Origin of the sequence: Alteromonas aquimaris (assembly GCF_026183695.1) — a bacterium.
Lineage (GTDB): Bacteria > Pseudomonadota > Gammaproteobacteria > Enterobacterales > Alteromonadaceae > Alteromonas > Alteromonas aquimaris.
Genome location: NZ_JAPFRD010000002.1, coordinates 262,945 through 283,374 on the forward strand (window position 1 = coordinate 262,945; position 20,430 = coordinate 283,374).

The window sequence follows — 20,430 nt, forward strand, 5'->3', positions numbered from 1 at the left end:
TTATACCGGTGTGATTTCTATTGATAATTTGAATTCAAAACTCACGGTGGAGCAGCTATGAAACTGAAGTCACTTTTTAACATTACCGATATTAACTACAGCAGTTACCCAAGGCACTTTGCGCTGATTACGATAAAGGGGCGAAAGCGTCTTGCTTGTAAAATTAACGACGAGTGGATAATTGATAGCACGTGTAAAACTATCAATGAAATGCTCGAACAGGGGGTAGTCAGCGAAGAAGCTGTTGTTGGGTGGTCTGAACTTCAATCTGACAAAGACACAAAACACTAGATTTTTATCAATTTTAGATGCGTCACTTCAAGACGCGCCTAGTGTTATCAAGCGGAAAAGTAATGGCAAAAAATGAATTAAAACATTTCTCTGATGATTCCAAGTTCGAGTTCACGCGTGGGAACTTCGATGACTGGTTGGTGCGATATCACAGTCCAGAGCAAGACGTCATCAAGCCTACTGATGAGCAAATGTTAACAGAAGTTTTGCATATTATTGCCGAACAAACTGTGGACAGCTTCTATGAAGCCTTTTGCTTAGTTTATGAGCGGACATCAAAATCAATTGATGAGTCTATTTACGACTTGATTGAGAACATTTGTGAGCCGTTTATTACCAAGCGGAAGCACTATTATCGTCTTGGAAAAACACTATTATTATATTATCTCACCATGGTTTCAGAGGAAAATAAGGTAAACACGAAATTAGGTAAGAGAATTAAGTGGCTATCTGTTCATCAGATACTATTCGATGGCTTTCAGCCAAATCAGGCTGCATCATACAGCAGGGGAAAGCAGTATTATGAGGTTGCCAAAAGTTGTACTGAGAGAGGGTTCTAGCTGTGGTTGTAGAGGCGTAAATATAAAGTGTCAGGTGTAGGGGGCAGACTAATATCTTTTCATCACTTATTTTTAGAATCACTTTTTAAAATTCACCCTTATACGCTTGTTAATTGGCTCGCCCCCGATTGGGAGTATCATTACGACGGGGGCACCAACGCAACGCTAATCTCAGCAAACACCGAGCAGACTTTTAAAGGCTGACAAGCCATCTGTTACGTCAACCTTAAATGCGGCTGCCTGATGTTCATTGGACTTTAACTGAGAAGAATATCCTTTACTGTTAAACCCACGGTAATTTGAACTGGAAATGTAACGTGAGTTTTTACCGGGACTCACACTCACTCCCTCCAACTCGCCAGTCATCTGGTCTATCTTTGTTGCCATTCTGGGATGCAAAGCTACAATCATATGTCCTTTCTTTAATCCCGTTTTGCGACTCACGTAGGCAATGGTTTCGCTGCCCTTAAATATGGCAAGCTCTTTAGAAGTTCGAGACTTTACAGGGCCTACCGAAAGATTAAGAGCGGCTAAATGCCTTTTTATCTGTCGTTCTATATTTTCCAGCATGTAACCATCAGATGGAGAAACCATGTTCAAATAGTTTTTACATTCCTGTTGACTGGTTTTTTCTTCGACTGGTTTGGCCGACCCGACGGATGCGGGGGAAGACGTTCTGCTACTGTTTCCTCCCTTATCATAGTTCACTGTCGTTGGCGTGATATTTGTCGTGCTAAAGTTTTGCCCTACCTGTTTAAGCAACTGCTGTTTTGCTTCATCAATTTTATCCGGATTAGTCTTGTCGGATAATTCTGTTTTAGTCTTTGAGCCTAAAAAGTACGCAATTCTTTCTGCGTTCGCACCGGAAGGGTGGGGCATGCCAATCAATAGCTGGCTTCTGGATAGAATTCCTTTTTCGCACAAATACAGCAGAATTTTATCTACTCCCTGTCCCATGGGCAGATAAAATGCTGATTGAGGTAGCTGTGCGAACTCATCAGTCAGGCAGTTATCAACCATGCTTTTCAACAACGGATTAGTAAGTCCTTTGTTAGCAGAGCTTATAGGCTTTCCGCTCAGTAATGTTGGATAACGAAAGACGGAGGTACTGTGAAGCAGGTGCATGTTGTCACCAAACAGCGATTCGCAGCTTGAAATGCTCAGCTTCTGGTTGATACCAATGTAGTCGAGCAGTCGAACAAGGTTATTCCGAAGCGCTCCGCTGAAAGCGCCGGTAAGCTTAGCTTTTTCTGAAACTACGTCTAGCGTCTCCCCCGCGTTCAGGAGCTCCATTGCTTTCACGTTGGCATTATTGGCTTGTGTGGCACCCGGCGAAATGCCAACCAGAACGACTTTCGCGAGCATATTAACGTGTTCAAACGGTGAGAAAAACACATCGAGATCACCTTGCGAGTCAATCAATAGCTCATCAGTGAAAGGTGAACCGTCTCGATACAGGCTCAATGTGTCGGCGAATTTACTAAGTTGGTTGTTGTCCATAATGTCCTCAGTGGTTTCTTTTCAAACGGCGAGCGGTGAAATGCCCGCAGGTGATCACGCGGTTTTCCTCATCGAGTCTCACAAAGTAAGGTTGATGCTTGGCACTTAATCTTTCTATGGAACGGGATAGCACCCTGCGTGCACGCTTCTTGTCTTTTCGGTCGACATTTGTTGATGCGTCAACCATATCTAGGGCCTCTTTCATAACCTTTACCCATTTCGCTTTTTCAGCCTTTGGGACAATGGCTAATGATGTGCCACCATGTTGTTCAATAATTGCACCTATTCCGGCTAGGATATTCAGTTCCTCTTCACGAAGGGATCGCTGCGCAAGGCGGGCTTCAGCATGATTAGTGATTTTCATTTGTTATCCTCCAGTACAATGCCAAGTAGCATAAGAATATATTTGGCGTCATCAGAGATGCGCTGAGTAGATACTGCTTTATTGCATTTAACCTGTGATTTCACGTGAACCCCTCCGTCGTCGAATTAGTCCTTCAGCACTTCATTTTTAGGAAAAAACTTCCACTCCACGGCAGTTACAATGCCGAAATTTCCTTTCTCGTTTGGTCTGCGCCATTTTGCCTGAGGCATGTACAGCAATTCACTGCGCGCCTCTTTGAACGACTCGATATAACGTTCAGCACCTTTGTCACCGATTTGGTATCCGCGAGTCATTCTGCATGCGCTGGAGAAATGCGTACCGTCTTTGGCTACGGGAACATAAAGCGTACCGTCACGCTGCTCCCGCTCGTGTAGTTCATTAAAATTGATTGTTGGTTTGAAAGAGTTTCGCTGTTTCAGCCAGCTCTTTGCCTCAGCCACAGACGTATAGTGTTTCCCTTCGCTTGAGCGAAACTTTATGGGTGCGGCACTTTTAGAAATATCGTTCCTAACGCTCTGAACAGACATATCAGCGATAGCTGCAAGTTCACGCAGTTCTATCTGCCCACTCGTATACTCGAAGTCATCTTCCAACTCAAAAAGCTCACGCATGCTGATGCCATCATTGATAACCAGTTCGTGACGAGCTCTGGCTGCCAGCTTTATTGTTTCGATAACACATGTTGAGTTGTCATCAAATGCATAGAAAGGATAGCCTGCGTAGAGCTTTTCCAATAATGAAAACACTTCCATCATCATAAAGTCGTCAGACACCATATCGCCTTCCCATAGTTGCCCACAGATCCCATAACGAAATTGACGCTCAAGCAGCTGCTGCAATTCGTCTGCGTAGAGTTCGCCCTCGATTTTTGGAAAGGACGTTGTCATGCGCTTATTCGCTTCAATGTGGGCATTGAAGAGCTGCGTTGCTCTTTGCTCTAGAAGTTCTTGGGTAATCAGCTTGTGTTTTATGTGTTTCATATTCTGCCTAAATATTAATTTATATGTTACTTAATGTGCTGGTGAGTATGGTTTACCTCTCTTTATATTGCAAGCAAAAATAGTAGAAAATCTAATAACAAATAGGCAGGTAATCTTAAAGTTCTGATATTTATTAATTTTTATTTGATTTTGAAAAGTAGCTTCATAACTTCGGAAGAGGTATGAAGTAGTTCTTTGGTTGGTTTTTTATCAGTGAAGTAATGCTTCTCTTCCAACCAGTTCTCGGCACCGGTAACAGAGCCGTATTTGTCCAGCAGCGCTTTATCTAATGACTCAAGAAGAAACTGATGCTCCGCATCTTCCGTGTATGTCTGATTGATTGAAGGGCAATTTATTTCGTATGGTGCCAATATTTCAGGAATATACTTGGTAAGGAAGTCCCGGTCTTTATCGTGCCAGATGATAGCAGTTGCACCATGCCAGTCATGTGTCAGTAAAAGTGCACCATAGCTGCCGAAGAAAGCTGTGTGCACGAATTTTTTATCAACAATTTCGCTGACCTGAGACAAACCGTATGCTTTATTGATGTGAATGGCCGCGTATCGTGCAAAAGCATAAAAGGTGCTTTCTGATGGTAACGATTCATTTTTCTTTCGAAGTAAAGAGGTTTGCAGGCGCCCCTGAAATGGCTTACTGGTTTTCAGCATCGGCACGATAAAGGCTGTATAGGCTGACTCAACGGAAACGAACTCAGTATCGAAAGGGATATAGCGCCATTTTGATGCTGTACCATTAAAAAAATAGCTAACAATAAATGGCTTTCTAGGGGTCTCTACTTCAACAACCTCATATCCCGTATCTTCAAGCTTTTTCGCCGAAACTCTTTTCATATAGTTAATGTTTGGCGATATCCGTATCAAAATCTCAATGCATAATGTCGGTGAGTGTAACGCCAGCTCTCCCCATCTCGATACGTGCGCAGTAAAACCTGTCACTTTAAACGCCTTAAGCAACAACTTAAAAACCGGTGTTATTTCATCAAAAAAAGCCCTGTCGGCAGGCACACAGGGTTGTGCATCTTTGCAGTAGATTGATATGGGTTGTGTTTTTATAGCTTGGCGTAGTGCCCTGATAACATTATTTATGTTCATCATCAGGCACCAATGTAACGTATGCTGATTCACTGCGTTTGCCAAGCGAACCATTTTTCAGGACTTTGGGACCAGTAAGGTACAGCGTACCGTTGTAGTATCGAACCGACTCCAGCTGAATTTCCTGATTTTTATTGTTTAGCTTTGTTTGAGTAATGATTCGGTCACCGACAGATATGCTAAGGACACGACTGCACAGGAGTTCGCATTTTCTTTCAATTAGCTGCTCCAGTGACTCAGCTTCTTTTTCTAGCTGTTTGATCTCAATACTTACTTCAAGCGCAAGTTCATCAGTTTTTGCACTCGGGGTTGTAAAACTGGCAGCTTTGACTCCATCAATAGCGCTAGTAAGTCCCTCTAAACTATCCAGTCGTTCCCACGCGAGCTGCATTTCCCTATCTAAATTTTCTATTTCACTTATCAACGCCTTTGCTGTATCAGTAGCTAGAAATGCGAGGTTGAGTTGTTTAGCCGCTCGTTTCTCATCGGGGGTAATTGATGACAATGGAAGTCTAGTCGAAACAAAAACGGGTGTTTTGTCAGGAGCGAAAGCCCCTGAGAAGTATATGCAATCTTTTGTGACGTGAAGATTGGAACGTATCTCCTGATATATTCGCTCAGACAGCGAACTGAACCAGTTTACGTCGTCGGAGCGAAAAGAGACTTCGTTTAAATCGTTCTCATCGATTAATGACAGTGCTTTATTAATAGTATCTATGAGGTCAACCGTGACAAATGCACTGCATAGTTTGGGGGATGGCAGCATGAATGGATACGTGGGCTTAGCGTTATTGTAAGCATTCAGCAGTTCAACATTGAGGCAAAGCAGTTTCTTCTTCAATGGCGACCTTGTTTTATTCACATGCTCGTTGTTTTTTGAGTTCAGTTAATTTACCGATTAACTCAAAGATCATTGCAGCGTCAGTTGCGTCATCTGAAAAGTCGCATTTATCACCAAAACCGAATGCTATCTTTCCGTCGCTGGTAACAACACATACCGCCAGTGCTTCACCCACTAAAGGTGTGCAGATCTGCCTGACGAGGTTTTCCTGTGTTGACTCACTCTCTGTTTCCATTAGCTGCTCCGGTTAATACTTATCACTGATTTGTCGTTGTAAAAACTAGCGTATAGGTCTATGCTAGTACTAGATCAATAAATAAGAAAATATTTTATAAATCATTACGTTAGTTAGAGGTTGGGTGGGTCTAACGCCCTGATTATATTAGCTTTCACAAATTTAATTTAAGAAGGCTGAGACGTGTATTGCATTAACCGTCCATATTCACAAACTTTATTTAAACACCCCTTTTCTTAGGCCCGCTGATATCAATGGGGCATTTCACAAACTTCATTCAAAACTCACAATTGATCACGACAATTGTAGTTGGAAACCGATCCAATCTAGTTGGAAACTGCAATTGAAGTTGGAAACCGATGTAGATGAAAGGCGAACATAATGGTTCGCCTTTCTTTTATGGTAAAAAAGTTACTTCCTAAATAAAATAAATTACCTTATAAACCGATTAGTTAAGAGTGGTAATCTGAGATGTAGTAGTGCGCGTATAGACGCTGGTCGTTAGGTATGAGGATGAGCGGCTGGTTTAGACAAAGAGCGGACATTTGATCAATCTTTTGAGGTTTGTTGATGACAACGATTGTCACGTAGTTATCACCTTTTTAATAACGGGGTATAAAAGTAGGTGAACAGTCGCTGACAATAAGGCAAGAACTAACACAAATGCGGTGGGTAATACTGCGCCAAACGCTACCGACATGCCGAATACAAATCCAAGTATATATTGCGGTTGATAAACCCTCACAATGAGAGATATAGCGAGCAATATTGGCCCAAGCCATGATACCAGTGGCTTAATATTGTTAAGAAACACTACTGATACAATTATGCCAACTAAGATCGCCGATATCCATCCGGCAATTACTTTTTTATCAAAGGGTGAAGCTGAGTATTTTTCGTGTAAACCAGTGCATATGTATGTGAGCACTGGAATTAATAGTGCTCCCCAAGCGTTGGTCAACGAAGGCATGTTTTTGTCATGCAGAATATAATGACTAGGGATTCCTCCGTTTAAAAACTGAAATGCTAATAATAGCCAGATACCTAAACTGGCGAATAACGTCAAACCTATCTTTTTGCTCAAGAATACCGCTCCCGTATGCTATTTAAACTCATATTACCTTGCGGTTAGTGATACCAAATAGCAGTTTATTGTAACAAGCTTTTCCAGTAGTTACGTTTTGAAATATTGTAAGTAAGAATTTTATCAAGGTATTTTTCGCCGTAGCGAAGAGAAGGTTGTCCTTTTCTCAAGTAAATCTCTGAATAATGTGATAACGCATTATGAATGCTTCGTGTGACCGTCCGAAGTACGTACGTAGCTGACTAAAAGTAAACTCTGACAGGCAGTCCAATAGCAACGCATTTAATAACGATGTGCCATACTAATTATATTTAATACCTAAAAGATCCGTTATTATTTCCAACAGTTTCAAGATAATGCTCAGAAGTAAGAAAATCACGACAGGAACACCGTATCAATCGGAAAACTTACCTAGCTGCAATATCAACTACTCAGATTCCCGATTTGATTGTCGCAGGAATACCGCTTTCACTCTGATAGTTTGTTCTTCGATGTTGGCAAAGCAGGTGTCTACGAAAAACTTGTGACGATGGTATTTACGTTAAAAGGTTAAAAAGTATTCATAGTCTGATTCTTTTGCAAATACTTATCTGGTAAAGTTTAAAATGTAGTAATTCAGGGACGTAATAAAGATGAACAATAACTACCTCTTAATATCACTTTTATTTTCTCTCGCTGTCACAGCTTGTGGTGGTGGAGGAGATACCAGCTCGGCAATACCCACAGCGGCCCCAACGCAAACTAACAATAATGGAAATGATAATAACTCTTCTGAGGATGATAGCTCTGATGATGATTCAAGCGGGGATGACTCAACAGGCGATGACTCAACAGGCGATGATACGCCGCCACCAGCGTATACCGTAAGTGGAAAAGTCATTGACGGTTATATTTCTGGTGCAACGGTTTGGCTGGATATTAATAATAACGGTTTGTTAGATTCCGAAGAGCCGAATACCATTTCGGGTGATGAAGGAAGTTTTTCACTAGAGCTTTCCGAATCACAGCATGCTTGTACAGCTTATTCCATGCTTCGTGCGAATGTGCCTGTTGGCGCTATTGACGAAGATAATGGTGAGATTGAACGGGCATTTCAGATGGTCATAGTCCCTAACGGTATTGAACCGTTAAATGACAATAGCGTAATTAATATCACTCCATTAACAACGGTATCCTGGAAAGGCGTTGAAAAAGAATCTGTTCCCACTGGGATCCCAGGCTGTAGCGAAATCGTAAACGACCAGTCAATAAAATCCGAATTTGTTTCTCTTCTTCGGAATGGTTCCGGAGAATATGTCAAATTGCTCAATCTTAGCGGTCCACTCAATATGGATTATATTATGGTCCCTAATGCGGAACAGCGTGAATTAGCTACAGCACTGGTCGAACTGCTTAAAAAAAACTATGCATATGAGAAGACGTTAGAAACAAAGTATCCCGATTCGACTGCTTTCCATGTAAATTTTTATCGGCAGAATGACAGTGACGAAACCAATGCTTCTGCTGAATTGATAAGGTATTACGAAGTGATTGAAGGTAATACTTTGTATTTAAGAAAAGCAAAAATTGATGAATTGACTGACGAAGTCATCAATCAAGATTATTATCTAAATAAAACGGTTTCTGCATTCAATACGGCCCAACTAACTACCGAGTATAGCTGGTCATTCAATGACACATATGGTTATAGTTGCAATGTCTTTGAAACACTTGAGTTCGAGAGCGAAAACGTCAGTTATTATCTTTTAAATAATGTCCAACGCAATGACTTCTCAACATTTTCACAGTGCGAGCAAGTATCATTGGCCACAGAGATTGGTGGCCATTCCTTCATAATTGAATACCAGAATGAGTCGGCCGCATTCAGTACAAGACTTTACGAAGAATACTCGCTCTCTGTACTGCCAAATTGGATAGGGCTCGAAGGAAGAGAAGACGAGTTTGATTTAGCTGAGTTAATATCAGAATTAAGTATGTCTGGTTATGAGTTTGATGAAATCGTAATGGTACCAGTTGATATCTGGGAAAAACACAAATATGAAGATAGCACTGAAAATTTTGATTCTAGAGTGACCTCCTACAATCATTCCGGTAAATGGGAGAGAACGACAAAATTCTCTGACGGCTCGACATTAGAGGAATGTTCGTATGATGAGGGGGTTTCCTGGAAAACTTGCGATTAACTTAAATAACGATAGTTAAACGTCTATATATAAAAGGGTTGTATCTCGCTTTAGCTTCTTCTGGCAATCGTTCTAGAACCGCCGTGATGGCGGTTTTTTTGATCTTTAAAAGATTAGAAAATATCTGTAAACCTCCCTTAATTAGTTACACCCATAAATAGCTTCAGTTAGCATATAAAGTTAGGCATGTTCTTCGGTGCATAAGATGTGCATGTAGTCCATACAGGAAGATGAAAAATGAAAATTAGCTATATTTTTCAGCTATCCAGTCAGATTTAACAGTCCTGCTTTGTGTTTTATGACGGGATTGCTGGGGTCTTACCAGATCTCAATTTCGTGATTATTATCCGGTTCTACCCCTTTTCACTTTCTTGTGCAAGTGGTTGAAATACTATAAGGTAACGATGGCGTTTATAATTGAAAAGTGAGCGCATAAAACAATGTTTCCAAGCGCACACATTACCTATATTTATCTAATCGAACTGTACCAGTATTTACCTAGAGATCGTTATGACTGAAGTGGCCGTAGTTCACACGAATGAGACAGACAGTGCTCTTGCGGGCAAAAAGCTGGGCTCTGAAGTTAGAGAGAAAATCAGCGGCAATCCGGACGCCCTAATCGTATTCGCGTCCCCTTTGTACGACTTTAAGTTGTTGCTCCGGAATATTGCCGTCCAATGCAACCCTACGCACATGCTCGGTTGCTCCTCTGCAGGCGAATTTTCCTCCGCTATTCCTTATGAAGGATCTGCCTGTGTTTTGGCTTTGAAGTCATCAGATATGGCTTTTTCAGTGGGTGTTGCACGTAACTTAAGCTCGGACCGCAAGCAGGCGGCGCAGAGTATTACAGCTAGCTTTATGGGTCTCGATGATCAGACCTATAACTATCGCACAGCTATGGTGTTGACTGACGCCCTAGCCGGTTTTGCCGATTCGCTCATCGAAGAAATCACATTATCTACCTCGGGAATGTACCAGCTGTTCGGCGGAGGGGCGGGTGATGATGCTCAATTTAAACGCACGCATATCTTTTATGGTGAAGAAGCCATCACCAATGCAGCTGTAGCGCTGGAAATATTATCGAACAAACCAATTGGCATCGGCGTACAACACGGATGGGAGGCTGCGAGCGCACCTATGCGCGTAACAGAGGCGGACGGCAAGCGTCTGATTAGCGTGAACGCTGTGCCTGCCATCGAGGCTTTCCAAGCTCACGCAGAGGCCACTGGACAAATTCTTGACCTTGAAAACCCCATGGCATTCTTTTTGTCGAACGTAATTGGCATTCAAGACCAAGGGGCGTACCGTCTGCGAGTGCCCTTAACTACAAATGCAGAGGGAGAGGTTTTCTGTGCCGCAGAAATTCCCAGCGGCAGTATCATTAGCATTATGCGTACCTCCAGCATGTGCTCTGCCGAAGCAGCTGCGCAAGCCACAAAAACTGCATTAGCACAATTAGAGGATCACCGGCCTAAGACAGCCATTTTCTTTGACTGTGTGGCGACCCGGCTGCGCACGGGTCAGGATTTTGGTTTGGAACTGGGTAAATTGGACGATTTGCTATCCCCGGCTTCTTATGTAGGTTGCAATACTTATGGCCAAATAGCGCGGGCAGAGGGTCAGTTTGGCGGCTTTCACAATTGTACTGCGGTGATCGGTATTTTTCCGGAATGAAATCTTTGCAAAGCCACAGCAAACTTCAGCTAATTGCCGCGCTAGCTGTACCTTCGGAACGGCAGAGTGCAGCGCGACAACTTGCGAAGTTCTATCAAGCCGACGACCTAATAATTTTTTTTCGCGATGATCAGGTAGGGCTTTTTCTGCCGGCGCCCGGCTTCTCCCAGAAGCTGAAAGACAGCAAAGCGTGGCAACATTTTCTTGAGAACTGTCTCCACAATAGTCGCGCCACAGCTCACCTGCATTTCTCTCATTCTCCCGGGCCGGTCCAGGTATTCGGGATCCATTATCTGGATGACATCATCATTGTATTCGTGAGTGACCAATGCGTTATCAAAAACAGTGACGAACTTTTTCAGCTCTGCCCTTTATTGGTTCATGCGTTAAGAGCCGAAAGACAATCCACGACCCTAGTCGCACAGACCAAATTGGCGCGTGATAAGGAAATGTCGGCCAACCTTCTAGCACAGTCACTTGAGAAAGCTCGTAATCGATTGGTGTCAGCACTCAGTGCAGCCCGTCAAGCCGAAGAAACTTTACGGCTGGCAGACAAGCGCAAGGACGAGTTTCTGGCAATTTTGGCGCACGAACTGCGCAACCCCCTTGCTCCTATGGGGAATTGTATCGAACTGCTAAAGCACGCCGAAGACAATCCGCAAATTTTATCTAAAGTGCGCGAGATGATGGATAGGCAGTTAGGCCAAATGACACGCCTCATCGATGATCTGATGGACGTTTCTCGAATAACGCGCGGTAAAGTGAACCTTCAGGAACAAGCTGTGCCTCTAAAGGTGTTACTCGATTCCGCAATAGAAAGTGCCAAACCTTTTATCGATCAGCAGCAACATCGTTTGAATCTCTATATACCGGAAGACACCATAATGGTAAATGCTGACACAACCAGATTGACCCAGGTGTTTTTAAATCTGTTAAATAATGCTGCCAAATACAGTGACCCAGGTGGCAGCATTGACATAACGGTTAATGCTGACGCCGAGGAAGTAATTATCAGTATCCAAGATTCTGGATTGGGATTGGATGCAGACGAGTTAATCTCGATTTTTGACATGTTTGTTCAAGCAGATTCCGTTGCAACTTACTCTCGAGGGGGCTTAGGTATTGGGCTCACACTGGTAAAGAAATTGGTGGAACTGCACCAGGGAAGTGTTTTTGCAAAGAGCCCAGGGCGAGGCAAAGGCAGTGAATTTGTTGTCACGCTGCCCCGCATTCAGAAAAAGCAGGGACCGAACCCCGAGAAACAAAGAAAGGCGCCTGCAACACCCTTTAAGCACCTCAAAGTTCTGGTGGTAGACGACAATGAGCCTTCTGCTCGCTCCATGTGCATGATTGCGGAATTGCTGGGGCATCAAACCCAAATTGCATTCACCGGCGAGGAGGCGCTGGCAAAGGCTAAGCGTTTTCAGCCCCAAATTGTGTTGCTGGACATTGGTCTACCCGACATCAGCGGCTATGAAGTTTGCCGCACACTTCGAGCTAACCCGTTGTTCAAAGATACCGTATTTGTTGCTCAGACAGGTTGGGGGCAACCCAAAGACCAACAAATGGGCATGGAAGCAGGCTTTGATCATTATTTGGTGAAACCTCTCGATATGAGCGAGCTTGCCCCGATTTTTGCGAGCATAGAACAAACCTCCTGATTCAGCGAGAAATAATCGTATGCTAACCGCACGTCCCAGACGTTGCGAGACACTTTTAATAGTTACAATGTAACTTCAAACAGAGGTGTTTATGACCAAAGGCAAACGATATACCGAAGAGTTTAAGGTTGAAGCAGTAAAGCAAATTACTGAACGTGGTTATTCAGTTCAGGAAGTCGCGGAGCGGGCTGGGATTTCGACTAAATCGCTCTATCACTGGCGAAGCCAATTGAGTGGAAATAAAGTCACTCGCCAATCATCGGATGATGCAGTTCGCATAGCCAAGTTAGAAGCTGAGTTAGAGCGGGTCACGCAGGAGCGGGACATATAAAAAAAGACGCTTTTTTTAACCAGGCATTGTCATTTTTTAGCTGTTTTACTTGAGATCCCAGTTCTTGCATCCATCGCAATAGCAACTTGTTTAACTTGATAACCCTGTCTGATAACCAGTTCAACACGCTCTTGTTTGATCTCAGGCGTAAAGGATTTACGACTCACAATGACCTCGTTAGTTTTGCTTATGATACCTCTAACAAGGTGTCTTGGATAATTAGACCCTTACATCTGTATAAACCTTTATGGTGGAATTTATAGGATGGCTCCTACAATTTCCCGAAATAAAAAATTTTTGGTCTAAACTGTTGCTTTAGAAGCGCCATATATCCGCGGCAAAAAATGCTGGTAGTCTTTTATTAACGTTTCCTAAATCGATAACCTGAAACGACAAGGAAGCAATATGAATACCTTCAACAAAGCCAGTTTACTGGCCACTCTAACATTATTAATATTAACCAGTATCAGCAAAAATGCGCATTCCTTTGATTTTGATAACGGGAATGCACCTGCACAAATAGTTATTCCAACAATAATTCCCGTCATTTTACAAGATGTGTCTCCAGGGGCGGGAGATGCAACATTGGTTTTGCGCAATACTATATTAGTTACTAATGCCTGGTTCGATGCTATAGCACCTTATCATCCGACAGCTATTGGTATTTATAGTCAATTCGATCACCGCATGACTGAATCTACCAACAGAGAGAAAAACATTGCGATTTTGTATGCAAGTTACCACGTAATGCTGAGCTTACAACCGCAGAGAATGCAGACGTGGCGAGCGATGTTGGAAGATCTAGGTCTGGATCCAGACTTAGATACTGACGATACCTCTACACCTGAAGGGTTAGGTATAGTTGCAGGCAAAAATGTGGTGTTTAACCGTCAAAATGACGGTATGAATCAGCTGGGAAACATTGCAGCAGATGGTGAAGAAGCTAAGTACAACCCTGTCCCCTACCTTGATTACACGGGTTATTCTCCGAAAAACTCGCCTACCTTATTACTCTTCCCTAGCAAATGGCAGCCCGCATTGGTAAGTTCTGGTACAGGACTGTTCAAAGCTCAGCACTTTGTTACTCCGCAACTAAAGAATGTTACACCCTACTCATATAAGAACCCACGCAAGTTTCGAGCACCCAAACCTACAAACAGTAATGTCATAAATTGGGCGGGTTACATTGAGCAAGCGCAGCAAGTACTTTATTTTTCGGCCAATCTAACCGAAGAACAAAAGATGAAAGCTGAGTTCTTCGACAATAAATTTAGAAGCTTAGGTTTTTCTGCAGTTCAGGCGGCACAATTGTATAACCTGAACTTAATGGATTTTGTTCATTTTGACTTCTTAGTTAACGTTGCAGCTTTTGATACTTCTATTGCGATCTGGCAAGAAAAGTATCGACATGACGCTGTTAGACCCTTTAGCGCTATTGGTTATATTTGGGGTGACAAGCACGTAAGTAGCTGGGGCGGACCTAGACAAGGAACGGTTATTGATATGCCGGCTAATCAGTGGAAAAGCTATATGCCTGTTGCAGATCATCCTGAGTATCCTTCAGCGTCAGCAAGTTTCTGTGCTGCACATGCGATAGCAGCCCGCAAATATCTTGGTAGTGATAATCTGAATTGGACCATCCCAATCCCTCAAGGAAGTTCTGTGGTTGAACCTGGCTTTTCACCTGCTGCAGATACTGAGTTGTATTTTGATACATGGACGGACTTTTCAAACGATTGTGGTGATTCTAGAGTCTGGGCAGGAGTTCATTTCCCTGATGCAGTCCCATCTGGTCAAAAGATTGGTCGTGAAATTGGAGGAATCGCCTATGATTTTGTGATGGGTCATATCAACGGAGACGTAAATTAACAGTAACGATGATTGGTCGGATTTAGTTTATGCGTAGTGTCCGACTGTCAGCTTTTTTTCTAAACTGATAGCCTAATCTTTTAAAGATGACGGTCTGCAAATCGCTCTAAGTGATCAGCCAGGCTTCGACTCTTGAACGTCTCATTTCTGCTAAACTGGTTTAGAGTAATACAGCAACGTTGCTAAGGATAACTGACACCAGCTGTAGGTTCGTCAGAAGCAGTAATTTTTGGCCATACCTTTAAGCATCTTACTTAAAGTCACGGTATCTGGAAGGGCCTGTTCGTGGTGATAGTGGTTAAACGGCTTATTTCATAGGAACAATTTGTTGATACTTGATTAAGTTTGTGAACGTTTTAATGCAGGCTGTGAAATAGCAATAAGTCTGTGACAATGAAATGATAAAAAGCGAATCAGTGATGATGCGCTTTTTTATTGCTGTATGGAAAATCGGAGAAGATAAGTTATCGGTTATTTCTCAGCAGGCCAATTCATTACAAACCACTTGTCGAAACTGCAGATGCTAGCTCGCTTATTAGATTACGTATTTGATCTTTAGATGCCGATAATCGATTTATCGACTCTTCATCCAATGTATTGCCATTAGCTAAAGCTTCGTGCGCTTCACTAAACCCTTTTTCAACGCCATCATGCATAAGCTTAGTGAAATTATTTAACGACTCTTCAGCTGATTGCTCGGGGTTTTGCTCTTGATAACTTGCCAACAGTGAAGAGAACCCTGTGCGGATCAAATCGCTTAATGACTCATCCGCTGTGGCGGGGCGGAGCGTGACAGATGAGCTAGTTTCATTAGCGGACTGTAAAAATTCATTTATATTGTGGGTTACAATTGTCGTAACGGCAGCATCGGTATTTGCGCTGTCGGTTATATTTAATTCGACTTGATCGGTCGCGTTAGTCCTTTCTGTCGCGTTTTTTTCAGCTTGGCGCTCAGCATTGCGCGCGTGTGCCATCGCAGAAACGTCCTTGCCTAAGGGACCTGTTGTGCCTTCCTCTGCACGAGTCGCCTTAAGTTGATGAACTTGCTGACCGAAATTTTGGGAAAATGCTACCGCTTGCATTGATGCCTCTCATATCGTTAAACCTGTTCTCGAGTTTTCGGCAGTGACGGTAAAAGCTTGAGCAAATAATAATCATTTTATTCATTGTGAGTAGATTATTTTGAGTAAATTTTTAAGTGACAATCATCTTTGTCTACAACTAGCAGAGGTATGATGTGTTATTGGAATCGCCATGTAATTGTTGGTCTAGCGCCTTTAAAAAGTGAGGTCCTTCTGGAAAGTTTACCAGTGCGGAATTGAGAGGGACTGTCCAGTAGGGTGTTAGATGTAAAGGATAAGAGATTTTAAGAAGGGGAGTTGGTGTTTCTCAAATTAAAGAATCAATTTGTTCAGGAAACGCTAGGGAACAAATCAACCAGTACGGTCAAACTTGAATCCAGCTCCCAACGCGGGGGGGGAAGGAATTTCGTTTGATCTCAAGACAGCGCTCTTGGCCAAGTTAGTAGAGTAGTGCATAAACGCCCGAAGAAACGTTATTAGCTGCCAGATAGTTACCGTAGCGTTTTTTCGGTAGGTTGCGCGTGAATTTTACTTTCGTACTGTTGTCGCGCTGCACCTGTTTTATAGCTACTAAATCTGAAGGGGTAGATAAGTTGAGCGACTAAACTGGCGCTGCTTTGACCTTTTACTCCCAATGGCTTTGTACATAGACCCGGTACTCGATATGTACCGAATGCCAAATCGAAGACGGCGAATACAGTCGCAAAATTGGTCTTGTGGGCCGCTTGCTCCTCAGCATGGTGCCAACGGTGCATCACCGGAGACACAAAGACATAACCTAATTTCCCATAGGCCCACGGTAGATCGGCATGAATGAAAAAGCCGTAATAATGGCGCACAAGCCCATTTATAAGAATTGCATAGGGTGGTAGGCCCACAGCTAATAAGAACGTACTATCGATGATAAAAGTAGATAGCCGATTTATCGGATGAAAGCGCTCAAGAGTCAGCCATGTCATATTGGCATCGGAATGGTGCATCATATGGGATGGCCATAAAAACGAAGTATGCTCAAACCTGTGCCGCCAATAACCAATAAAATCACCTAAAAAAACCGCTACAAAAATAACCAGCGGTTCAGGAATGCTTTGCCAAGTGTCGGGCTGAATCAACAACAGGTTATGCTGTTTCTGGAGCTGTGAAATCCATACTAATACCGGTGTCAGTAGTAATAGGTTGAGCGCCATAATATTGATATTGAACACTGTGTTAGGAAGGGCGGTGCGCAGCGCAGAAATCGCCTTCTTTCCTTTCACTATAAATGCTAGCGCAAGAAATATAAGCGCGATGCCAAAAAGCTTAGTGGCGGTGTCACCAATTAAATAAAATGAGTCGATAAGAAAATCGTACATGTTGATTCGAACCTGAGCGTTAGCAAATCCGTTTTCCTAATCCTGCTCTAAACCAACTTCCAACACTGTTTTGATAGCCAGAGAGGTGAAAAATTTTATTAATCTTAAGTAGCCTTACCACGGTGACATTCTGAATGTTTAGCTAAAAACCAAAAGATTTAGATATACATTAAAAAATAGATCAGATATCACAGAACTCAAATTGGAAAAAAGGGGGCAAGAAGGGCAGACACTCACCAAAAAATGGGTGATGATGCCGAAAGCCATTTTGCTCAAGCAGGCAGAACTGGTTTAACCTCAATTTTTTAATTTAAACGTGAAGCGTAACGGACCAGTATATGGTCATTGCGGGGGCTGGGCATAATGATCACCCAAGGTTCGAATGAAGAGGTTTAATTGTGCCGATGTCTGGTCGCACTCCCGCTGTCCTTTGGGTGGAGTGACTGTCCACATAACCATTTTGATAGGACTGGAGATGAGCCCCGCTCATCTCCGGGAAATATTGTAAATAACAAAAAGGGGGCCAATAGAGTAGGGCGCGAATCGAAAGTGACTAACATCTGGAAGGTCACTGCATCCCTTTTTCAATCTATAGGCGGGGGTATAATCGCCCTGAATCCGTCTTATACTCAATTTCATTGCCCTCTACAAAATTAGTTTGAAAAGTGTCGTTCCTATTTGGGATGAGTCAAATACTTTTAAAAAAGGGGGAAATTTATTCCCCCACTATTTCACATCTTACGACTTGCTTAGTTACGAGCGGTCAGTACCAGCTGAGCGGGATTTTTATTGTCCGAACTTACTTTTCCATCTGCTACTTCTTGTGGACTAACGGTCGAACCGTAATAGGCAGTATTTTCTTCGTCATCCCACATGATATTCTCGATGCTGAGTGCGACGTCCGCAAAGGCACCTTCAGTATCGGTCCATACTACGATGTCTCCTTTACCCACGGATGCTTGTGCGTGTGCAGAATAGTCAATTATCGACAAGCCGGCGTCAGCGTTGAGCGAAAAGTTGTTGTCATCCATGAATGTTTTTACCGCTTTGTCGTTCTGCAATACCATCGCAATTTCGCCAGCTTCAATACCGGCCTCTAGACCAGCGTTTAGCGCACCAATGTTATAGAACATCGGGCCGCTCCAGTCGCTGCCATCGCGTACTAGCAGAACGCCTTCACCGCCGGCTGCCCCCACGCCTAGTGCAGCTCGGGCATAATTAGGAATTAGAAAGACACCCTGTGCGTTATCCATCAGGTTGGCAAGCTCATTATCTTCCTTCATATCGCGAAGCACTTCAGCTGCGCCCTCAAGTGTATCGTTAGTTTCAGCTTTAAGTTCAGCAGGGTCATCCAGTTTCTCTGCCTGCGCGCTTACGCTTACACCTGCAGTAGCTAGTGCAAACATAGTGGCAGCGGTTAATGTTTTCAGTTGGGTTTTCATTGTAACCTCCTATTTTTCGTGAAAGTTGGGTACAACAGAGAAGAGAGGCAAAGAATATACCGATAACGAATTTTTTTTGGGGGTCTTTTGCAGCCCTTTCCTGTCAGGCACCGGATAGAATTTTTGGTTCTGTGGTAAATACCAAATATGCATTATGTTGATGAAAATATTTCCGAAAGCATGCATGTTTTTCAGAGCAAACTGAAGTTGGACTCTTGAAATTAAATTAAACGGATAGCAGAACAGGGGTCACCTACCATTCGCACCGGCCCGTCACTTTTCTACCCGAATAGTGTTTTCCCCAGCGAGAATAAATAGCATCTTGCACATCACTTTTTTTACCGATAGGCTATGCTGAATGTCTAAAGAACAACAAGGAATCCAATATGTTAAGTCGTCAATTGAAGGTAGTGGCGGTAGCGATGAGTTTGTTGCTATCAGTAAAGGTTATGGCACACGAATTCGGCTCGCCGCAAGAGGCGGTAAACAGCTACATCACCGCAGTTAAAACAGGGTCGGGTGAACATATTAAAATGGCGTTTTTAGAGTCAGCGTCAATCCAGTATTTCAACGAAGAGGGTAGCTACAAAAACTACACCCGCGATGCATTTGCTGACCTGGTGGATAGTGGTAGTGAATGGAACGCCACGATTGAAATCACCGATGTAAAGGTAACAGGCAATGCTGCTAACGCAACGGTGAAGTTCAGTTGGGGTAAGGAGGGTAAAAAAGGCTATGTGGATTACCTGAATTTGATTAACCATAACGGAAGTTGGCACATAACCGACAAAGTTGCGCAATATGTAGAGCGGTAAAACCACGGGGAAAGCAAGAGTTTTTACTTTGTTGGAGGGGATTTTAAAAAGCTGATGTCCTGGGAAATAATTCTCGATTGTGGACATTAATAGGCTGTACGGTTTAACGTGTCGAAGCAAGTGAGCTGCCCTTGCACCCTAATGGTCTTCTAAACAGCACTGAAATGTCACTTTTCACTCTCATAGTATAAGAAGAGCTTAGAACAGTCCGGAACACCCTTACTAACCTCGTATCAAACGTCCGCAATCTGTACACTCATGGGCATACTCGCAGTATATCACCTGCGCAATTGGGGATGGCTGGATCACCCAGTAGCGAACTGTCTAGTGAAAGCTGGGAAGTCCAGTTATACGTGAGGAGTCAAAGCAAAGTATTTTTCTTGACCTTTCCCCTCATACTAAGCGCTCTAAACAGCTTAGATTCTTGCATAATGTTATTACTCAGAAACTATCCTTCAATCCAGTTATTGTTATTCGTTTTTCCGTCTAAATTTTAAATACCAGATACTGGTAACTTAATAAGGAAATTAAAATGGAATTACTTAATATTGAAGAGTTAAATGCGGTCAGCGGCGGCTGCGCTGAACACTGTTGGGGCGATTTTAGCGCCGCGGGTTTTGGCATTTCAGTTATGGCTGGAGCGATAGGTGGAATGAGAGGAGGTTTTGTTGGCGCCGCTCTAGGGGGTTTTTCTGCTGGGATCGCCTATGCTGGAAGTAAGGTTGGCGACACAATGTCCAAAAGGACGACCAAAGTTAAGGATGAGTAGATAAGGGGAATTGTCTCCCCTTTTAAAAAAGGATTTATCCATGAATGTTTCGATAAAGAATGTGACACTGCTATTTGCTTATGTGTTAGCACTAACCGCAGTATTAATAATGATATTAAGTATTGTTACTGAAGTGTTTCCCACTCAAAATGAAGCGCTAAGAAATGTGATAATCGCGGTGGTAATTTATTTGACGGTCAAATTGGCCACGCACTTTGGAATTAGACATAATTTATTTCACGATGTGAAGAAGTAAACAGAATG

General features: G+C 42.9%; 21 protein-coding genes. 10 read left to right on the plus strand and 11 right to left on the minus strand.

What is annotated here, in order from left to right; translation table 11 throughout:
- Positions 1–57 precede the first annotated feature (57 nt).
- A complete protein-coding gene (locus OPS25_RS01340; RefSeq protein WP_265615847.1) occupies positions 58–291 on the plus strand; it encodes a hypothetical protein in 234 nt (77 codons plus the stop codon).
- 62 nt (positions 292–353) lie between these two features.
- On the plus strand, positions 354–851 hold the full coding sequence (locus OPS25_RS01345) for a DUF7004 family protein (RefSeq protein ID WP_265615848.1): 498 nt from the start codon (positions 354–356) through the stop codon (positions 849–851).
- A 171-nt stretch (positions 852–1,022) separates the two neighbouring features.
- Here OPS25_RS01345 and OPS25_RS01350 read toward each other — a convergent pair whose 3' ends face one another.
- The 7 genes from OPS25_RS01350 to OPS25_RS01380 all read right to left on the minus strand — a co-directional run bounded on the left by OPS25_RS01350 (position 1,023) and on the right by OPS25_RS01380 (position 6,988).
- On the minus strand, positions 1,023–2,351 hold the full coding sequence (locus tag OPS25_RS01350) for a hypothetical protein (RefSeq protein WP_265615849.1): 1,329 nt from the start codon (positions 2,349–2,351) through the stop codon (positions 1,023–1,025).
- 7 nt (positions 2,352–2,358) lie between these two features.
- A complete protein-coding gene (locus OPS25_RS01355) occupies positions 2,359–2,715 on the minus strand; it encodes a hypothetical protein (protein WP_265615850.1) in 357 nt (118 codons plus the stop codon).
- 125 nt (positions 2,716–2,840) lie between these two features.
- Positions 2,841–3,716, minus strand: coding sequence for a hypothetical protein (locus OPS25_RS01360; RefSeq protein ID WP_265615851.1), 876 nt, complete (start codon positions 3,714–3,716; stop codon positions 2,841–2,843).
- A 140-nt stretch (positions 3,717–3,856) separates the two neighbouring features.
- Complete coding sequence (locus tag OPS25_RS01365) at positions 3,857–4,567, minus strand: hypothetical protein (RefSeq protein ID WP_265615852.1); 711 nt, start codon at positions 4,565–4,567, stop codon at positions 3,857–3,859.
- 247 nt (positions 4,568–4,814) lie between these two features.
- Entirely contained in the window at positions 4,815–5,669 is an 855-nt protein-coding gene (locus OPS25_RS01370; RefSeq protein ID WP_265615853.1) for a hypothetical protein, read from the minus strand.
- 13 nt (positions 5,670–5,682) lie between these two features.
- Complete coding sequence (locus OPS25_RS01375) at positions 5,683–5,904, minus strand: hypothetical protein (RefSeq protein WP_265615854.1); 222 nt, start codon at positions 5,902–5,904, stop codon at positions 5,683–5,685.
- Between the two features lie 583 nt (positions 5,905–6,487).
- Entirely contained in the window at positions 6,488–6,988 is a 501-nt protein-coding gene (locus OPS25_RS01380; protein WP_265615855.1) for a hypothetical protein, read from the minus strand.
- Between the two features lie 632 nt (positions 6,989–7,620).
- On the opposite strand from OPS25_RS01380, the gene OPS25_RS01385 reads away from it, so the two are divergent.
- The 4 genes from OPS25_RS01385 (at position 7,621) to OPS25_RS01400 (ending at position 12,837) form a co-directional block, all read left to right on the plus strand.
- Positions 7,621–9,171: a hypothetical protein gene (locus OPS25_RS01385; RefSeq protein WP_265615856.1), complete on the plus strand. Its 1,551-nt coding sequence runs from the start codon at positions 7,621–7,623 to the stop codon at positions 9,169–9,171.
- A gap of 510 nt (positions 9,172–9,681) precedes the next feature.
- Positions 9,682–10,845: an FIST signal transduction protein gene (locus OPS25_RS01390; protein WP_265615857.1), complete on the plus strand. Its 1,164-nt coding sequence runs from the start codon at positions 9,682–9,684 to the stop codon at positions 10,843–10,845.
- Positions 10,842–12,506, plus strand: coding sequence for a hybrid sensor histidine kinase/response regulator (locus tag OPS25_RS01395; RefSeq protein WP_265615858.1), 1,665 nt, complete (start codon positions 10,842–10,844; stop codon positions 12,504–12,506). The genes OPS25_RS01390 and OPS25_RS01395 overlap by 4 nt, the downstream gene beginning before the upstream one ends.
- 91 nt (positions 12,507–12,597) lie before the next feature.
- Entirely contained in the window at positions 12,598–12,837 is a 240-nt protein-coding gene (locus OPS25_RS01400; RefSeq protein ID WP_265615859.1) for a transposase, read from the plus strand.
- A 29-nt stretch (positions 12,838–12,866) separates the two neighbouring features.
- On the opposite strand, the gene OPS25_RS01405 is transcribed toward OPS25_RS01400, so the two are convergent.
- Complete coding sequence (locus OPS25_RS01405) at positions 12,867–13,004, minus strand: hypothetical protein (protein ID WP_265615860.1); 138 nt, start codon at positions 13,002–13,004, stop codon at positions 12,867–12,869.
- A gap of 238 nt (positions 13,005–13,242) precedes the next feature.
- Here OPS25_RS01405 and OPS25_RS01410 point away from each other — a divergent pair, with 238 nt between their 5' ends.
- The gene (locus OPS25_RS01410) at positions 13,243–14,706 is read left to right on the plus strand and encodes a vanadium-dependent haloperoxidase (RefSeq protein WP_265615861.1); all 1,464 of its coding nucleotides are present in this window, start codon (positions 13,243–13,245) and stop codon (positions 14,704–14,706) included.
- Between the two features lie 494 nt (positions 14,707–15,200).
- Here OPS25_RS01410 and OPS25_RS01415 read toward each other — a convergent pair whose 3' ends face one another.
- The 3 genes from OPS25_RS01415 to OPS25_RS01425 all read right to left on the minus strand — a co-directional run bounded on the left by OPS25_RS01415 (position 15,201) and on the right by OPS25_RS01425 (position 18,582).
- Positions 15,201–15,788, minus strand: a complete 588-nt coding sequence (locus OPS25_RS01415) for a DUF5610 domain-containing protein (protein WP_265615862.1) — start codon at positions 15,786–15,788, stop codon at positions 15,201–15,203.
- Positions 15,789–16,279: 491 nt separating this feature from the next.
- Entirely contained in the window at positions 16,280–17,140 is an 861-nt protein-coding gene (locus OPS25_RS01420) for a sterol desaturase family protein (RefSeq protein ID WP_265615863.1), read from the minus strand.
- A 749-nt stretch (positions 17,141–17,889) separates the two neighbouring features.
- Complete coding sequence (locus tag OPS25_RS01425) at positions 17,890–18,582, minus strand: lipid-binding SYLF domain-containing protein (RefSeq protein ID WP_265615864.1); 693 nt, start codon at positions 18,580–18,582, stop codon at positions 17,890–17,892.
- A 386-nt stretch (positions 18,583–18,968) separates the two neighbouring features.
- Here OPS25_RS01425 and OPS25_RS01430 point away from each other — a divergent pair, with 386 nt between their 5' ends.
- The 3 genes from OPS25_RS01430 (at position 18,969) to OPS25_RS01440 (ending at position 20,422) form a co-directional block, all read left to right on the plus strand.
- Positions 18,969–19,397 carry a nuclear transport factor 2 family protein gene (locus OPS25_RS01430; protein ID WP_265615865.1) on the plus strand — a complete coding sequence of 143 codons (429 nt, stop codon included), beginning with the start codon at positions 18,969–18,971 and terminating at the stop codon, positions 19,395–19,397.
- A gap of 532 nt (positions 19,398–19,929) precedes the next feature.
- Positions 19,930–20,166 carry a hypothetical protein gene (locus OPS25_RS01435; RefSeq protein WP_265615866.1) on the plus strand — a complete coding sequence of 79 codons (237 nt, stop codon included), beginning with the start codon at positions 19,930–19,932 and terminating at the stop codon, positions 20,164–20,166.
- A gap of 40 nt (positions 20,167–20,206) precedes the next feature.
- On the plus strand, positions 20,207–20,422 hold the full coding sequence (locus OPS25_RS01440) for a hypothetical protein (protein WP_265615867.1): 216 nt from the start codon (positions 20,207–20,209) through the stop codon (positions 20,420–20,422).
- Positions 20,423–20,430: the final 8 nt, after the last annotated feature.

Bases quoted from the DNA above. Each gene is read 5' to 3' on its own strand.
- OPS25_RS01340 (WP_265615847.1), top strand. From the start codon at position 58: ATGAAACTGAAGTCACTTTTTAACATTACCGATATTAACTACAGCAGT.
- OPS25_RS01345 (WP_265615848.1), top strand. From the start codon at position 354: ATGGCAAAAAATGAATTAAAACATTTCTCTGATGATTCCAAGTTCGAG.
- OPS25_RS01350 (WP_265615849.1), bottom strand. From the start codon at position 2,351: ATGGACAACAACCAACTTAGTAAATTCGCCGACACATTGAGCCTGTAT.
- OPS25_RS01355 (WP_265615850.1), bottom strand. From the start codon at position 2,715: ATGAAAATCACTAATCATGCTGAAGCCCGCCTTGCGCAGCGATCCCTT.
- OPS25_RS01360 (WP_265615851.1), bottom strand. From the start codon at position 3,716: ATGAAACACATAAAACACAAGCTGATTACCCAAGAACTTCTAGAGCAA.
- OPS25_RS01365 (WP_265615852.1), bottom strand. From the start codon at position 4,567: ATGAAAAGAGTTTCGGCGAAAAAGCTTGAAGATACGGGATATGAGGTT.
- OPS25_RS01375 (WP_265615854.1), bottom strand. From the start codon at position 5,904: ATGGAAACAGAGAGTGAGTCAACACAGGAAAACCTCGTCAGGCAGATC.
- OPS25_RS01385 (WP_265615856.1), top strand. From the start codon at position 7,621: ATGAACAATAACTACCTCTTAATATCACTTTTATTTTCTCTCGCTGTC.
- OPS25_RS01390 (WP_265615857.1), top strand. From the start codon at position 9,682: ATGACTGAAGTGGCCGTAGTTCACACGAATGAGACAGACAGTGCTCTT.
- OPS25_RS01395 (WP_265615858.1), top strand. From the start codon at position 10,842: ATGAAATCTTTGCAAAGCCACAGCAAACTTCAGCTAATTGCCGCGCTA.
- OPS25_RS01400 (WP_265615859.1), top strand. From the start codon at position 12,598: ATGACCAAAGGCAAACGATATACCGAAGAGTTTAAGGTTGAAGCAGTA.
- OPS25_RS01410 (WP_265615861.1), top strand. From the start codon at position 13,243: ATGAATACCTTCAACAAAGCCAGTTTACTGGCCACTCTAACATTATTA.
- OPS25_RS01415 (WP_265615862.1), bottom strand. From the start codon at position 15,788: ATGCAAGCGGTAGCATTTTCCCAAAATTTCGGTCAGCAAGTTCATCAA.
- OPS25_RS01420 (WP_265615863.1), bottom strand. From the start codon at position 17,140: ATGTACGATTTTCTTATCGACTCATTTTATTTAATTGGTGACACCGCC.
- OPS25_RS01425 (WP_265615864.1), bottom strand. From the start codon at position 18,582: ATGAAAACCCAACTGAAAACATTAACCGCTGCCACTATGTTTGCACTA.
- OPS25_RS01430 (WP_265615865.1), top strand. From the start codon at position 18,969: ATGTTAAGTCGTCAATTGAAGGTAGTGGCGGTAGCGATGAGTTTGTTG.
- OPS25_RS01435 (WP_265615866.1), top strand. From the start codon at position 19,930: ATGGAATTACTTAATATTGAAGAGTTAAATGCGGTCAGCGGCGGCTGC.
- OPS25_RS01440 (WP_265615867.1), top strand. From the start codon at position 20,207: ATGAATGTTTCGATAAAGAATGTGACACTGCTATTTGCTTATGTGTTA.